At 61.5% G+C, this 14,809-nt stretch carries 14 protein-coding genes; 3 read left to right on the plus strand and 11 right to left on the minus strand.

Annotated features, from left to right (window positions below; genetic code table 11):
* Window positions 1-75 precede the first annotated feature (75 nt).
* The 3 genes from dnaJ to dnaK form a co-directional block, all read right to left on the minus strand.
* A complete protein-coding gene (gene dnaJ / locus BLW55_RS12010) occupies window positions 76-1,203 on the minus strand; it encodes a molecular chaperone DnaJ (protein ID WP_025029700.1) in 1,128 nt (375 codons plus the stop codon).
* A 154-nt stretch (window positions 1,204-1,357) separates the two neighbouring features.
* Window positions 1,358-2,464: an acyltransferase family protein gene (locus BLW55_RS12015; protein ID WP_090328961.1), complete on the minus strand. Its 1,107-nt coding sequence runs from the start codon at window positions 2,462-2,464 to the stop codon at window positions 1,358-1,360.
* 124 nt (window positions 2,465-2,588) lie between these two features.
* Complete coding sequence (dnaK, locus tag BLW55_RS12020) at window positions 2,589-4,502, minus strand: molecular chaperone DnaK (RefSeq protein ID WP_025029701.1); 1,914 nt, start codon at window positions 4,500-4,502, stop codon at window positions 2,589-2,591.
* A 452-nt stretch (window positions 4,503-4,954) separates the two neighbouring features.
* On the opposite strand from dnaK, the gene BLW55_RS20955 reads away from it, so the two are divergent.
* Window positions 4,955-5,476 (plus strand): cell wall hydrolase, encoded by a 522-nt coding sequence (locus BLW55_RS20955; RefSeq protein ID WP_280140472.1) that lies wholly within the window; start codon window positions 4,955-4,957, stop codon window positions 5,474-5,476.
* 14 nt (window positions 5,477-5,490) lie between these two features.
* Here BLW55_RS20955 and BLW55_RS12035 read toward each other — a convergent pair whose 3' ends face one another.
* The 8 genes from BLW55_RS12035 to infC all read right to left on the minus strand — a co-directional run bounded on the left by BLW55_RS12035 (window position 5,491) and on the right by infC (window position 13,232).
* Window positions 5,491-6,477: a Gfo/Idh/MocA family protein gene (locus BLW55_RS12035; protein ID WP_090328964.1), complete on the minus strand. Its 987-nt coding sequence runs from the start codon at window positions 6,475-6,477 to the stop codon at window positions 5,491-5,493.
* A gap of 99 nt (window positions 6,478-6,576) precedes the next feature.
* The gene (gene pheT, locus BLW55_RS12040; RefSeq protein WP_090328965.1) at window positions 6,577-8,982 is read right to left on the minus strand and encodes a phenylalanine--tRNA ligase subunit beta; all 2,406 of its coding nucleotides are present in this window, start codon (window positions 8,980-8,982) and stop codon (window positions 6,577-6,579) included.
* 12 nt (window positions 8,983-8,994) lie between these two features.
* Window positions 8,995-10,080 (minus strand): phenylalanine--tRNA ligase subunit alpha, encoded by a 1,086-nt coding sequence (gene pheS, locus BLW55_RS12045; RefSeq protein ID WP_090328966.1) that lies wholly within the window; start codon window positions 10,078-10,080, stop codon window positions 8,995-8,997.
* The gene (locus tag BLW55_RS12050) at window positions 10,077-10,964 is read right to left on the minus strand and encodes a BUD32 family EKC/KEOPS complex subunit (protein ID WP_052017385.1); all 888 of its coding nucleotides are present in this window, start codon (window positions 10,962-10,964) and stop codon (window positions 10,077-10,079) included. The genes pheS and BLW55_RS12050 overlap by 4 nt, the downstream gene beginning before the upstream one ends.
* 86 nt (window positions 10,965-11,050) lie before the next feature.
* A complete protein-coding gene (gene rplT / locus BLW55_RS12055; protein ID WP_025029706.1) occupies window positions 11,051-11,452 on the minus strand; it encodes a 50S ribosomal protein L20 in 402 nt (133 codons plus the stop codon).
* A gap of 37 nt (window positions 11,453-11,489) precedes the next feature.
* On the minus strand, window positions 11,490-11,690 hold the full coding sequence (gene rpmI / locus BLW55_RS12060) for a 50S ribosomal protein L35 (RefSeq protein WP_007009054.1): 201 nt from the start codon (window positions 11,688-11,690) through the stop codon (window positions 11,490-11,492).
* Window positions 11,691-11,890: 200 nt separating this feature from the next.
* A complete protein-coding gene (locus tag BLW55_RS12065) occupies window positions 11,891-12,526 on the minus strand; it encodes a methyltransferase family protein (RefSeq protein WP_090328967.1) in 636 nt (211 codons plus the stop codon).
* A 163-nt stretch (window positions 12,527-12,689) separates the two neighbouring features.
* A complete protein-coding gene (gene infC, locus BLW55_RS12070; RefSeq protein WP_090328968.1) occupies window positions 12,690-13,232 on the minus strand; it encodes a translation initiation factor IF-3 in 543 nt (180 codons plus the stop codon).
* Between the two features lie 179 nt (window positions 13,233-13,411).
* Here infC and BLW55_RS12075 point away from each other — a divergent pair, with 179 nt between their 5' ends.
* Window positions 13,412-14,185: an alpha/beta hydrolase gene (locus BLW55_RS12075; RefSeq protein WP_090328969.1), complete on the plus strand. Its 774-nt coding sequence runs from the start codon at window positions 13,412-13,414 to the stop codon at window positions 14,183-14,185.
* 162 nt (window positions 14,186-14,347) lie between these two features.
* On the plus strand, window positions 14,348-14,779 hold the full coding sequence (locus BLW55_RS12080) for a DUF2852 domain-containing protein (protein ID WP_040665223.1): 432 nt from the start codon (window positions 14,348-14,350) through the stop codon (window positions 14,777-14,779).
* Window positions 14,780-14,809 lie beyond the last annotated feature (30 nt).

Consider the following 14,809-nt stretch of genomic DNA (forward strand, 5'->3'; position numbering starts at 1 on the left):
CAGCCCTGTCAGAATGCCCGGCCGCATAGGAGCAACCGGGCAACCGGCCCGGTGGTTCCTCTTAGCATGGTTTGGCTACTCACCGAAGGATTCGAAGAAGTCCTTCATCCGCGAGAAGAAGCCAGCCGACTGGGGACTGTTCTCCTTGGAAGAAATGTTCTCGAACTCCTCAAGAAGCTCCCGTTGCTTCTTGGTGAGGTTTTGCGGCGTTTCTACGGCCACCTGAATGTAGAGATCACCGACCTTGGGTTGCCGGAGAACCGGCATGCCCTTTCCGCTCAGGCGGAACTGTCGTCCGTTCTGGGTGCCCTCGGGCACCTTCACCCGGGTCTGGGTCCCATCGAGCGTGGTGACCTCGAAGGCGCCCCCGAGGGCCGCCGTGGTCATGGAAATCGGCACCTTGCAGTAGAGGTCAGCACCGTCGCGCTGGAAGAACTCATGCGGCTTGACCGAAAGGAAGATGTAGAGATCGCCGGCCGGTCCGCCGCGCAGGCCCGCTTCGCCTTCACCCGCAAGGCGGATGCGTGTGCCGTCTTCGATGCCGGCGGGAATGTTGACCGAGAGCGACCGCTCCTCGGCTACGCGTCCCTGTCCGGAGCATTTTGGGCAGGGGTCGGAAATGGTTTCGCCACGCCCCTGACAGGTCGGACAGGTGCGCTCGATGGAGAAGAAGCCCTGCGCGGCGCGCACGCGGCCGGAGCCGTGGCACATCTGGCACTGTGTCGGAGAGGTGCCGGGCTTCGCGCCCGTGCCGGCACAGTCGTCACAGGCCACGGCCGTCGGCACGCGGATCTGCCCCGTCTTGCCCGTGAAAGCCTCTTCGAGGGTGATTTCCATGTTGAAGCGCAGATCCGCGCCATGCTGGCGGCCACCGCGGCGTCGTCCGCCGCCGCCCATCATGTCGCCGAAAATGTCTTCGAATATATCGGCGAATCCGCCGCCGCCGCCACCGAAGCCACCACGGCCGCCCATCCCGCCATTCTCGAAAGCGGCGTGACCGAACTGGTCATAGGCTGCCCGCTTCTGAGGATCGCGCAGCGTCTCGTAGGCTTCGTTGACTTCCTTGAACTTCTGCTCGGCTTCGTCGTCGCCCGGATTGCGGTCAGGATGGTACCGCATGGCGAGCTTGCGAAAAGCGCTTTTAAGTTCCTTCTCGTCGGCGTTTCTCGACACGCTGAGCGTCTCGTAAAAATCTGCCTTCATCAATGAGAGTCCCGCATAGTCTATCTGGAGCGAACACCGTTCCCCGATCAGTGCCCGTTATTTAGGTATTCGCGACAGCGAATGCCATAGTTTTCATGAGATTGCCAGCCATGGGAATGAGACAGAGGCTCCATCTGGCTGCATGGAGCCGATTTCAGTTTGTCTCGGCTGCGGGCCTGGCCGGAGCGGGGCTGGGCCGTGCAAGACCAGCGGCCCGCAACAGGTATCCGGACAGCGTGTTTTCGAAGAAGCGGAAAGACGCCATGGCGACGATCACCGTCAGCAGCATGGCAAAGCCCGTATAGCCAAAGAAAAGCGCAATGGAATGCGACTGAATGTGATGGCTCCACAGGTAGGAATAAAAGAGGCTCTCGGTAACCGGATGCCAGAGATAAACACCGAACGAGACCGCGGCGGCCGGGCGCAGGAAGGCCGGATAGCTGTACCGTTCAGGATCGTTGCGCTCGACAAGCCCCGCCATGAAGACCGCGACCGCCAGCAGGAGCAGCGTCACATAGATGTTCAGCTGCAGCAGCATGGAGGCGCAGGCAAGCAGGATGGCGGCCCAGGCGGGCCACCGCGCTGAAACCGTCACGGCAGAGCGGCGCACGAGAACCGCGAGCAGGGCGCCCAGAACAAAATCGGCGAAGGTGCGGTACGCGCCCCAGGTATCGGCCATGACCCAGCTTTCGAACGGCATCACACCCGTGTGCACCATCAGCTCAAGCACCGCATAGCAGGCAACAAGCAGGACGAAGAGGCCGGCAAGTCCGGCACGGCGAAAGGCAACGATGATGATGGGCAGCAGGAGATAGGCAAACCACTCCGCCGAAAGCGACCAGGAGACAAAGTTGAAGGAGAGCCTGTCTTCCACCCCCCAGGCCTGTATGAGCAACAGGTTCGAAGGCAGCGCGCTCCAGTCGTAGAGCTGCGGCTCCCCACCCGTACGCAAGACGCCCACGGAGACGAGAAGGCCGATCAGAACGAAATAGGAGAGCGTGGCGAGATGGAGCGGGTAAAGGCGGATCAGTCGCTTGTAGAGATAGATACCGTAGCTCCGGGCATCGCGGACCTGCTCTCCATAACGCGCGAAGATCAGAAAGCCCGATATGATGAAGAACATGTCGAGCAACGGCCTGAGCGGCGCCAGTTCGTTTTTCAGGGCAAGCCCGTCACCGGGCGCGAAATGCCCGAAATGGTAGAGCATGATCAACAGCGCCGCGACAAAGCGCCATATCTCGAAGAGCCGGTACCGGATCATTAGCCTCCCCTGGCCAATCCGCAGTTTTTATTTTGCCGGCAAGTCTATTGGGAGGAGGTTTAAGAAGATGTGAAAAAGCCCGGGACGCAAATCCCGGGCTTTTCTGGTCGTTCTGTCAGGGTGTTCAGGCCGACTTCTTGTCGTCTTCGTCGATTTCCTCGAAATCGGCATCCACGACATCGTCGCCGGAGGCTTTTGCATCGGCAGCAGCGTCTGCCTCTGCCGCTTCTGCCTGGCTGGCCTCGTACATGGCCTGACCGAGCTTCATGGAAGCCTCGGCGAGCGTGTTGGTCTTGGCCTTGATGTCCTCGGCGTCGTCGCCTTCGACAGCGGTCTTCAGCTCGGCGAGAGCATCTTCGATAGCCTTCTTCTCTTCCTCGGAGACCTTGTCGCCATATTCGCCGAGCGACTTCTCGGTCGAGTGGATGAGGGCTTCGGCCTGGTTCTTGGCTTCAACCGCCTCGCGGCGCTTCTTGTCGGCCTCGGCGTTGGATTCGGCATCCTTCACCATGTTCTCGATCTCGTCGTCGCTGAGACCGCCGGAAGCCTGAATGCGGATCGCCTGCTCCTTGCCGGTGCCCTTGTCCTTCGCGGACACGTTCACGATGCCGTTGGCGTCGATGTCGAACGTGACCTCGATCTGCGGCACGCCGCGCGGCGCGGGCGGAAGGCCGGTCAGGTCGAAGCGGCCGAGGCTCTTGTTGTCGGCGGCCATTTCGCGTTCGCCCTGGAACACGTTGATGGTCACCGCATTCTGGTTGTCCTCGGCGGTCGAGAAGACCTGGCTCTTCTTGGTCGGGATCGTCGTGTTGCGGTCGATCAGGCGGGTGAACACGCCGCCCAGCGTCTCGATGCCCAGCGAAAGCGGGGTCACGTCGAGCAGCAGAACGTCCTTCACGTCGCCCTGCAGAACGCCGGCCTGAATGGCGGCACCCATGGCGACCACCTCATCCGGGTTCACACCCTTGTGCGGCTCCTTGCCGAAGAAGCTCTTCACGGTTTCCTGAACCTTCGGCATGCGGGTCATGCCGCCGACCAGAACCACTTCGTCGATCTCGCCGGCGTTCATGCCGGCATCCTTGAGCGCCGCCTTGCAGGGCTCGACCGTGCGCTTGACCAGATCCTCGACGAGGCTCTCGAACTTGGCGCGGGTGAGCTTCATGGTCAGGTGCTTCGGACCCGACTGGTCGGCGGTGATGAAGGGCAGGTTGATTTCGGTCTGCGACGCGGACGACAGCTCGATCTTGGCCTTCTCGGCAGCCTCTTTCAGGCGCTGGAGAGCCAGCTTGTCCTGCTGCAGGTCAATGCCCTGCTCTTTCTTGAACTCGGCCGCGAGATATTCGACCAGACGCATGTCGAAGTCTTCACCGCCAAGGAACGTGTCGCCATTGGTGGATTTCACCTCAAACACGCCATCGCCGATCTCCAGGATCGAGACGTCGAACGTGCCGCCGCCAAGGTCGTAGACGGCGATGGTCTTGCCGTCCTTCTTGTCGAGACCGTAGGCGAGGGCGGCGGCCGTGGGCTCGTTGATGATGCGCAGCACTTCGAGGCCGGCAATCTTGCCGGCATCCTTGGTGGCCTGACGCTGGGCGTCGTTGAAGTAGGCAGGAACGGTGATCACCGCCTTCTCGACCTTCTCGCCGAGATAGGATTCAGCCGTTTCCTTCATCTTCTGCAGCGTCATCGCCGAAATCTGCGAAGGCGAATAGGTCTTGCCATGCGCCTCGACCCAGGCATCGCCATTGTCGGCCTTGATGATCTTGTAGGGGACCAGCTTCTTGTCCTTCTCGACCGTGGGGTCGGAGAAGCGGCGGCCGATCAGGCGCTTGATTGCAAAAAGGGTGTTTTCCGGGTTGGTGACCGCCTGGCGCTTCGCCGGCTGGCCGACCAGACGCTCGTCCGAATCCGTGAAGGCCACGATGGACGGCGTGGTGCGTGCACCTTCCGCGTTCTCAATAACCTTGGCGTCCTTGCCGTCCATGACGGCGACGCAGGAATTGGTTGTTCCGAGGTCGATACCGATAACTTTTGCCATGTCTTCTCTCCGCAAAGCAGACTGTCAGGACCCATTCCGGCGTTCCAGATGACAGCCCCTGTTCACACGAATTTGCTGCGGCCGCATCTCTGAGTGAAACGCGCCGAACAGCTTCCGGGCGTATATAAGAACGCTATTTTTGCAACGCAAGGCGGGATTTGCCTCGATTTGGAACGAACCGGCCCTCGGTTCGGCAACGCGCGTCTCCACCAGCCCCGCCCCGGGCGCGCCGGCCATGCATATCGACATTTGAAGCAAAGCCAATTTGTTTGCGCGCAAAGGTTGTGTGAGTGCTCTTCGTCTGGGGGGCAGATGGGTGTGGCATCGGCTCGGTGCCCGCAGGAGTGTCGATGCTCGCAGAAAGTCTCGTGTCTGGGGGATTGTACGTTTCTTCTTTGTTTCAGGCGATTCCGGCATGGGAGCCCGCCACCCTGTTCCCGGCCGCCTCCAGCATGGTTGCAGACGTGATAGACAAGGATTCTCATGCGCAGCGGCGTTCGGCTTTCCGGGCAGTGTTGCCGGCGCTCAAAAGGGAGGTCGAAACGACCTGCCTCTCCGCCGCCGTCTATCACGAAGCGCGGGGCGAGCCTCTGAGCGGGCAGAGGGCAGTTGCAATGGTAATCGTGAACCGTGTTCGCTCGCCGTCGTTCCCCCGCACCATCTGCGGCGTGGTGTTTCAGAATGCGCACAGGCCATACCGCTGCCAGTTCTCTTTCACATGCACCGGTATTGCTCTTCTTCCGAAGGAAAAGCGGCCATGGCGTCTTGCGCAGGAAATCGCCACATCCATGCAGAACCGCGCGCCAGACTGTCGCGTCGAAGCCGGATCGGAGGATGGCGGCCTGCACGCCGTGAGCGCGGCCACGCACTATCACGCCAGCTATGTGCGGCCTGGGTGGGCGCGGCGTCTGCGCAGGCTGGGGCGGATCGGAAGACACATCTTCTTCACCGGAAAGGGTGGGGATAAGGCCTGAATGCGTCTGGGTTCCTAAACGGCCTCCCAGCCATCATGGCCGGCAGCGCGGTAGATGGCATCGATCAGCTTCTGGTTCTTCACCGAATCCTCAAGCGTAAAGATCGGCACTTTTTCCCCCTGCGCGGCCAGCACGATGGCTTCCGCCTGCAGTCGGTATTGCCGCGCACGGGGAAAGCGGTGGACGCTGGCGCTGTTGTGATCGGCGCTGAACAGCGTCACCCGCGTGTCGCCATAATCGGGAGTGTTGAACGGCGCATTGACCTCGATGAAGCCCCTGTCGCCGTGGAACACCATGCTCTGGCGAAGTGCCATCTGTGTCGACACATAGAAGCTCAGCTCGAAGGAGCCGAAATCGGCCTTGACGCTTGAATAGATGTCGGTGCCGAAGTTGGGATCGCGCTCGACCATGGCCTGCACGCGTTCGGGCTCCAGCCCGGTGGCAAAGCGCGTGGTCACCGTCGGATAGACGCCGATGTCGGGAAGACCGCCACCGCCAAGCTCCGGCTTGTTGCGCATGTTGTCGGGATCGACATTGTGGTAGCAGAACACGCCCTGCACATGCCGCAACCGCCCGATCGCGCCTTCGGCGATCAGATCGCGCACCTTGTGCCATTGCGGGTGATAGGTGACCATGAAGGCTTCCGAGACGACGACATTGTTGCGGTCGCGCGCCTCGATGACGCGGGCAATGTCCTTGGCGTCGAGCGCCAGCGGCTTTTCCACCAGAACGTGCTTTCCGGCATCCGCCGCCTTGATGGCAAAGGCAACATGGTCGGAAGTCGGCAACGGAATATAGACGCCATCCACATCGGGCGAGGCGAGAAGCGCGTCATAGGAAGAAAACACATGCGGTATGCCAAAACGTGCTGCCACCGCTTCCGCCCGCGCGGCATCGCGGCTGGCGATCGCTGTCACGACGCCGTTTTCCGAATCCTGAATCTGCGGAATAACCTGCTCGCGACCAATCCTGGCCGTCGAAAGAACGCCCCAACGGAACATGCACTTTCCTCCTGCTGCCTGTGCGGGCAGACCCTATCGATCAAGGCGGCAAAAGAAAAGGCGGCCCGCCCGCCGCCTTTTTCAGATCAGAACACCATATTAACCCCGCAGCGTGCCACCGGTCTGTTTGCCGACATTGGCGACGATGCGGCCGGCGATGGCTTCCAGTTCCTCATCCGTCAGCGTCTTGTCGCGCGGCTGGATCGAGACTTCGATGGCAACGGACTTCTTGTCTTCACCGAGCGAGGGGCCTTCAAAGATGTCGAACACCCGCACACCGGTGACGAGCTTCTTGTCGGCCGCCGCCGCCGCCCGCTCGATGGTTGCTGCCTCCACCGACTTGTCGACCACGAAGGCGAAATCGCGCCGCACGAGCTGGAAGGGCGAAAGGTCGAGACGCGGCTTGGTGCGTGTCGCCTTGGCCTTCGGTTCGGGGATCGCGTCGAGAAACACCTCGAAACCGCAGATCGGCCCTTCGGCATCCAGCGCTTCCAGCGTGCGCGGGTGAATTTCGCCGAATGCGGCGAGCACGATTTTCGGTCCAAGACGGATCGTTCCCGAGCGACCGGGGTGATACCAGTCGGGGCCGCCTGCAACGATCTGCAACTTGTCCACTGGAGCGCCCGCAGCCTCAAGGGCCGCCAGCGCATCGGCCTTGGCATCGAACACGCCGACGGAGGCGCTGTTGCCCGACCAGTGGCGTCCCGCACCGTCCATCACCGCTGTGCCGCGGCGAATGCCGCCCGCCACACGGCGCTGGCCTGCATAGCTGTCGTTCTCATAAGTGCTCGACACCTCGAACAACGCCACATCGGCGTAGCCACGCGCGGCATTGCGCTGGGCGGCTGCGATGAGGCCCGGGAGAAGCGAGGGGCGCATGTCCGACATGGAGGCGGCAATGGGGTTGGAGAGCTTCAGCGACGCATCGCCACCGCCGAAGAGCTTTGCCTGGGCCTCGTCGATGAAGGTCCAGGTGACCGCCTCCATCATGCCGCGCACGGCCAGCGCGCGCCGCGCATTGCGGGTGCGGTTTTGCAGAACGGTGAGGATCTGGCCGTTGACCGCGCCATGGGAGGTCAGGGGCGCCGGGGCGATTTCGTTGACGCCGTGAATGCGCATCACCTCTTCCACCAGATCGGCCTTGCCGTCGATGTCCGGACGCCAGGACGGCACGGACACTTCCAGCACATCGCCATCGCCGGTGGAGGCGAAGCCGAGGCGGTTGAGAATATCTTTGCTCTCGGCGCTTGAAACCTCAAGTCCGGTCAGGCGCTTCACCTCGCTCACCGGGAAGGTGATGCTGCGCGGCTCATAGCCCGGATAGCCGACGACGCGGCTTTCGCTCGGCTCACCGCCGCACAGGTCGAGAACGAGCTGGGTGGCAAGCTCAAGGCCGGGCTCCATCATCTCCGGATCGACGCCGCGCTCGAAGCGATAGCGCGCATCGGTGATGATGCCGAGATCGCGGCCCGTACGGGCGATGTTCATCGCGTCCCACAGGGCGGATTCGATCAGCACATCCGTGGTGTTCTCATCGCAGCCCGAATGCTCGCCACCCATGATGCCGGCAATGGATTCCACGCCGTTTTCGTCGGCAATGACGCACATTTCCGGCGTCAGCTTGTATTCGCGCTCGTCGAGCGCCTGCACCGCCTCGCCATCCCTGGCGCGGCGCACGGTGAGATTGCCTTTCACCTTGGCGGCGTCGAAGACGTGGAGCGGGCGTCCCCGGTCGAAGGTCACATAATTGGTGATGTCGACCAGCGCATTGATGGGACGCAGGCCGATGGCCGCGAGGCGCTGTTGCATCCATTTTGGCGAGGGGCCGTTCTTCACGCCACGCACGAGCCGCAGCGCGAAACCGGGGCAAAGCTCCGGCGCTTCGATGGCGAGTTCGACCGGGCAGGCCCCCTTGCCCGCCACCGGCGCGATGGGTGCATTCTTCAGCGTGCCGAGGCCTGCGGCTGCCAGATCGCGCGCAATGCCATGAACGCCGGTACAGTCTGGCCGGTTCGGCGTCAGGCCGATCTCGATCACCGGATCGTCGAGCTTCGCCCAGCTTGCGAAGGAGGTGCCGACAGGGGCGTCTTCGGGCAGGTCGATGATGCCGTCATGCTCCTCCGACATCTGCAATTCGCGTTCCGAGCACATCATGCCGTGGCTTTCCACGCCGCGGATCTTGCCGACCGAGAGCGTGACGTCGATGCCAGGCACATAGGTCCCGGGCGCGGCAAAGGCACCGACGAGACCGGCACGCGCATTGGGCGCACCGCACACCACCTGCACCGGCTTTCCGTCGCCCGTGTCGACGGAAAGCACGCGCAGCCGGTCGGCATCGGGATGCTGCTCGGCGGTCAGAACCTTTGCGATCACGAAAGGCTTCAGCGAGGCCTTGTCGTCCACCTCCTCGACCTCGAGGCCGATCATGGTGAGCTTTTCGACGATCTCGTCGAGCGTGGCATCGGTCTCAAGGTGCTCCTTGAGCCAGGAGAGCGTGAATTTCATTGGTCTATCTCCTTAGGCGCTCAATCCGCCGAATAGTGTCGGCAGGTCCAGCGGGCGGAAGCCATAGTGCTCGATCCAGCGCACATCGGCGTCGAAATAGTCGCGCAGGTCCGGCATGCCGTATTTCAGCGTGGCGATGCGGTCGATGCCCATGCCCCAGGCAAAGCCCTGATACACATCGGGATCGAGATTGCAGGCGCGCAGCACATTGGGGTGCACCATGCCGCAACCAAGAATCTCCATCCAGTCATTGCCCTCGCCGAAGCGCACCTCGCCCGGCTGCGAGCGGTCGCACTGGATGTCCACTTCCAGGCTCGGCTCGGTGAAGGGGAAGAAGGACGGACGGAAGCGCATGTTGAGCTGCGGCACTTCGAAGAACGTCTTGCAGAACTCCTGCAACACCCATTTCATGTTGGCGACATTGGCGGCCTTGTCGATCACCAGCCCTTCGAGCTGATGGAACATGGGCGAGTGGGTCGCATCCGAATCCTGCCGGTAGGTCTTGCCGGGTATGACAATGCGGATCGGCGGTTCCTGGGCTTCCATCGTGTGGATCTGCACCGGCGAGGTGTGCGTGCGCAGAAGCTTGCGCTCACCCTTCTCATCCGGCGGGAAGAAGAAGGTGTCGTGCATCTCGCGGGCCGGGTGGCCTTCAGGGAAATTCAGCGCCGTGAAATTGTAATAGTCGGTCTCGATGTCCGGTCCTTCGGCGATGGAAAAACCCATGTCTGCGAAGATGGCGGTGATCTCGTCGATGACCTGGCTGATCGGGTGGATGCGGCCGCGCTCGGCGGGTGCCCGCCGCACCGGCAGGGTGACATCCACCTTTTCGCGCTGGAGCCGTGCGTCGATGGCGGCGTTGCGCAGTGCGTCGCGCCGTTCAGTCAGCGCTTCGGTGACGCGCGCCTTCAGCCCGTTGATTGCAGGGCCCATCACCTGCCGCTCTTCCGGAGACATGGAGCCGAGCGTCTTCAGCATCTGCGAGACCGAGCCCTTCTTGCCGAGCGTGGCGACGCGCACTGCCTCGATCTCCTGCTCGTCGGCGGCAGTCTCAATCTGCCCGGCGATGGTCTTTTCCAGTTCCTCGAGTTCGCTCATGCCTCGTAGCCCTTTTTGGGTTTGATGTCGTGCTGGCTCATTTCCGCGGGCGTGGCCGCCGCGTTGCCGAGAGCCGTGTTCAAAAACCGTGTTGCTTTCAACACGCGCTTGCCGTCGCTGCCAAGCCCCCAGTGCTCGATTGCGCCGAGAAGGGGGATGAGCGGCGCGAAAAATCGGATGATCCGCCGCAGTTCTTCCGCCACCAGCCGCGGCGGCTCGGCGAAATAGGCATCGAATGCCATTTGCGGCGTGTCGGGCCGCTTCGCCTGCATGCAGATCTGCAGGAACAGAAGCCACACATCGCGCGCCTGCGCCGTTGCCAGCGGCATGGCGGCTTCGGGCTCCTCTTCGAAGTCGACAAAGCCCCAGCGGCCGTCGCTGGTGATGAACATGTCGCGCGGGTGCGGCCTGCCATGGCACAGGCCAAGGCCATGTGCCCTGCGCAACGCCTCCGCTGCCTGCACCAGAAGCCCGTCATGGGCGCCGTCCTCGCCATGGCGCGCGAGCATGTCGAGCTCGCTCTGCGCGATGGGCGCGACATTTGACAGAACCAGAACCCGGTCGTTGCGGAAAAGCAGTTTCGCCGTCGGCAGCCCTGCCTCGCGGAACGCTTCAAGCTTGCGCACTTCGCGCTCAATGGCGGTTGCTTTGTTGGTGCTGGGTGAGGCGCGCAGAAAGGCGGCGGGCATCAGCGGCGTCAGTGTCGTATGCAGCCATTTGGCCGCCGGTTGCCGCTCTACGTCATAGCGTTTGATCCAGACGGTATGCCCGTCCAGCACAGTTGACGAAACGCGCTGACGCTCACCGGTGATGAGCAGGCGCAGGAGCTCCGCCGTCGCCGCCGGCGAAAGCACGTCCTTTTCGCTTGTCGTTTCGTTGTTCATGGTCATCATCACAAAGAAAAACCCGCGCCAGCCCTGCCAGCGCGGGTTTCCCGAACGAAATTTGATTGCTTCGGGAAGCGCTAGCCTTAAGCGACAGCGCTTTCAAAAGCATTCGGGGTGGTGTCCTTGAGGTACACGAGCGCTTCCTTGGACTTCTTCACCAGAGCGGCGAAGGCCTGCGGCTCATGCACGGCCATGTCGGCCAGAACCTTGCGGTCGATCTCGATGCCGGCCTTGTTGAGGCCGTCGATGAAGCGGCCATAGGTCAGGCCGTGTTCGCGCGCGCCGGCGTTGATGCGCTGGATCCACAGAGCGCGGAAATTGCGCTTGCGGGCCTTGCGATCGCGGTAGGCGTACTGCAGCGACTTCTCGACCGCCTGCTTGGCGATGCGAATGGTGTTCTTGCGACGGCCGTAGAAACCCTTGGCGGCTTTCATGACCTTCTTGTGCTTGGCGTGGGCGGTAACGCCCCTCTTTACGCGTGCCATGACATGATCTCCTTAAATCTGTTCCGGGTTCCTGCGATCACAGGCCGTAGGGCATGAACTTCTTCACGATCTTCGTATCGGGATCGGAAAGAACCATCGTGCCGCGGGCGTCGCGGATGAACTTGTTGGAACGCTTGATCATGCCGTGGCGCTTGCCAGCGGCTGCGACTTTCACCTTGCCGGTGGCGGTTACCTTGAACCGCTTCTTGACAGAAGACTTCGTCTTCATCTTGGGCATTTTGCTTCTCCGTTCTTTCGCCTGCGTCGATCTGCGTAAAAAGCGCGCCGGGTGGCGTCGGCTTCTCACAGTGTCGCGCATGCGCATTTCAGCATTAGGGACCGCCACGGCATGCCCTGCCGGCCGGTCCAGGAACGCGGCCTTATAGCGGCGGCGGGCGGTTTGCGCAACTCCTGATTTGACCGCGTGGCGGCGCCGGCTCAGTAGAGACGGAACAGTATGGGCAGCAGCCCGAGATCCTGAACATACTCCACCAGCTCGAAGGCCGGCATGGCCAGGAAGAAGATCAGCCCGTCCCGCAGCGTGCCGTAGAGCCGCTCGGGCAGAATGGTCAGTGTCTTTGGATCGTGGAAGAGCTTCGGGTTCGGGATGAAGCCCGGCACGCGTGCCAGATAGGCCTCATAGGCCTCGCCGAATGTTTCGCGCAGGTGGTGTTCTTCCCGGCGTGTGGTGATGCTGAGAATAAAGGCCGCCAGAACGCCGCAGATCACTGCAACCACCATGCTCCCGGTTTGCGCACCTACCCCCATCGCGCCTATCGTAGAAAAGAGGTAGAGCGGGTTTCGGGTTATGGAATAGGGGCCGTCCTCGACGAGTTCCGCAGCCTTGCGCCCGCCAATATAAAGTGTGCACCAGAGCCGGCCCGCGATGGCGATCCCGATCAGGCCGAGCCCCGTGATTTCGATGATTTCCTCGATATCGATGCCGAGTGGTTGATAGTGCGCCCAGCCCGAGTGAAAGAAGAGAACGAAGCCGCAAAGCAGTGCAGCGATGAGCCAGAAGCTCGCGATACGCAGACGCTGGAATTGCCCCAGCGCAATTTGATGGATCGACATTCTCATATCCCCGGATGATGGTTTGCCACAGCGCCGTGCATGCTCTTGGGCGCACGGGGCACAATGCGTAGGGACAGAATGCGGCGCATTTGCGAAAGAAAAAGCCGGAGCGAGCCCCGGCTTGTTGTCGTGTTGGTGTGCGTCTTTAAGGGCGCAGTGCCAATCAGGTGGTGCGCGGCGCGAGAACCATCATCATCTGACGGCCTTCGAGCTTCGGCTCGGCTTCCACCTTTGCGATGGGGTCGACCTCTTCCTTGACACGGTTGAGGAGCTGCATGCCGAGTTCCATATGCGCCATTTCGCGGCCGCGGAAACGCAGCGTCAGCTTGACCTTGTCGCCAGCCTCGAAGAAGCGGCGCACGGCCTTCATCTTCACCTCATAATCATGGGTGTCGATGTTCGGACGCATCTTGATCTCCTTGATCTCGATGGTCTTCTGCTTCTTGCGCGCCTCGGCAGCCTTCTTCTGGCTCTGATACTTCATCTTGCCAAGATCGGTGATCTTGCACACGGGCGGCTTGGCGTTGGATGCCACCTCGACCAGGTCAAGGCCGGCTTCCTCGGCAAGACGCAGGGCGTCTTCCGTGTCGAGAACGCCACGGTTGTTGCCTTCGTCGTCGATGAGCTGAATCTGGGGAACCCGGATGTCGCGGTTTGCGCGCGGGCCTTCTACTTTCTGAGGCGGCGCTTTGAATGGTCTGCGAATGGTCGTGATCTCCTCGAATTGTTAAATCACTGGTTACGGCATTGTCTTCAGGCCGAGGCGTATGTCGTCTCGGCAGGTGAAGTGTCAATAGCATATAAGGTCAAAAGAATCACGTTTCTCGTTTTGCCTGAATGGGAATGCGTGTGATCGATGGTTGGTTCCGGCATGGGAGACAGTTGATGAATGACGGCAGGGCGAGCTTTCTGACGATCGGCGAGACGCAGATCGCATACCGGAGTCGGAAGGGCCGCGCACCGGGCGTCGTCTGGCTGGGCGGCTACAAGTCCGACATGCTCGGCACCAAGGCCGGGGCGCTGGACGCCTGGGCCGCTGAAAAGGGGCACGCCTTCCTGCGGCATGATTACTCCGGTCACGGTGAATCCAACGGTGCATTCATGGATGGCACGATCTCGCTATGGCTGGAGCAGAGCCTTTGTGTCCTCCGGGCTCTCACGAAAGGGCCGCAGATCCTCGTCGGATCGTCCATGGGGGCGTGGATCGCGCTCCGCATGGCGCAGGAACTGCACTGGGCAGGTGAGGGCGACCGTCTCGCCGGCCTTCTGCTTCTGGCTCCCGCTCCCGATTTCACCAGCGAACTGGTCGAGCCCAAACTGTCTGACGCAAATCGGCGGGAGCTTGAGGAGAAGGGCTATATGGAAGAACCTTCCGAATATTCCGACGAGCCCTACATCTATACGCGCGCGCTGTTTGAAGACGGCAAGCGCAACCTGGTGCTCAATGGCATTCTCGATACCCACTGCCCCGTCCATATCCTTCAGGGCAAGGCCGATCCCGATGTCCCCTTCACCCATGCCATGCGGCTGACCGAGCATCTGCCGGCAGACGACGTCACCCTGTCGCTCATTGGCGACGGCGACCACCGGCTTTCCAGACCGCAGGACATAGCCCTGATCCTGCGGTCACTGGAAGGTTTGGTGGACCGTGTCGTTTAGCCCGGTTGCCGGGATGTCGCGGAACTGCGCAAATAAATATCGAAAAAACAATGATTTGCGCGATTCTCGTTTATCAATTCCTTGAATCTGGGAAAACAGCACCCATCTCGAAATCATGCAGCTTCCCGGGGGTTGCATGCTCAAGGAAAGGAACGGGTGAACATGACAAATTCTGCGCTTATCCGTCCCGCCTGGACGCCTGCGACGATTGCTCTGATGGTGGTGGGTTTCATGGTGTTCTGGCCGCTCGGCCTCGCCATGCTCGCCTACATTCTGTGGGGTGACCGGCTCGGGGAGTTCAAGAAGGACGTGAACCGAAAAACCGATGAAGTCTTTGCCGGCTGCCGGCGTGCATCAAAACGCCATGCGTTTACAGGCAACGTTGCCTTTGACGACTGGCGCACGAAAGAGCTGGAGCGCCTCGCCGAGGAACGCCGCAAGCTTGACGAGATGCGCGACGAGTTCGACGATTATATGCGCGAGCTGCGCCGAGCCAAGGATCAGGAAGAGTTCGATCGCTTTATGAACGAACGCAACAAGGGTCGCAAATCGGGCCGCGGCAAGTCCGTCCCGGATGTGACCGACGAAGACTGATCTGTTGGATGGCAGGTAAACGGTTGAAAC

It is taken from the genome of Nitratireductor aquibiodomus (genome assembly GCF_900105565.1).
In the GTDB taxonomy this organism is placed as follows: domain Bacteria; phylum Pseudomonadota; class Alphaproteobacteria; order Rhizobiales; family Rhizobiaceae; genus Nitratireductor; species Nitratireductor aquibiodomus.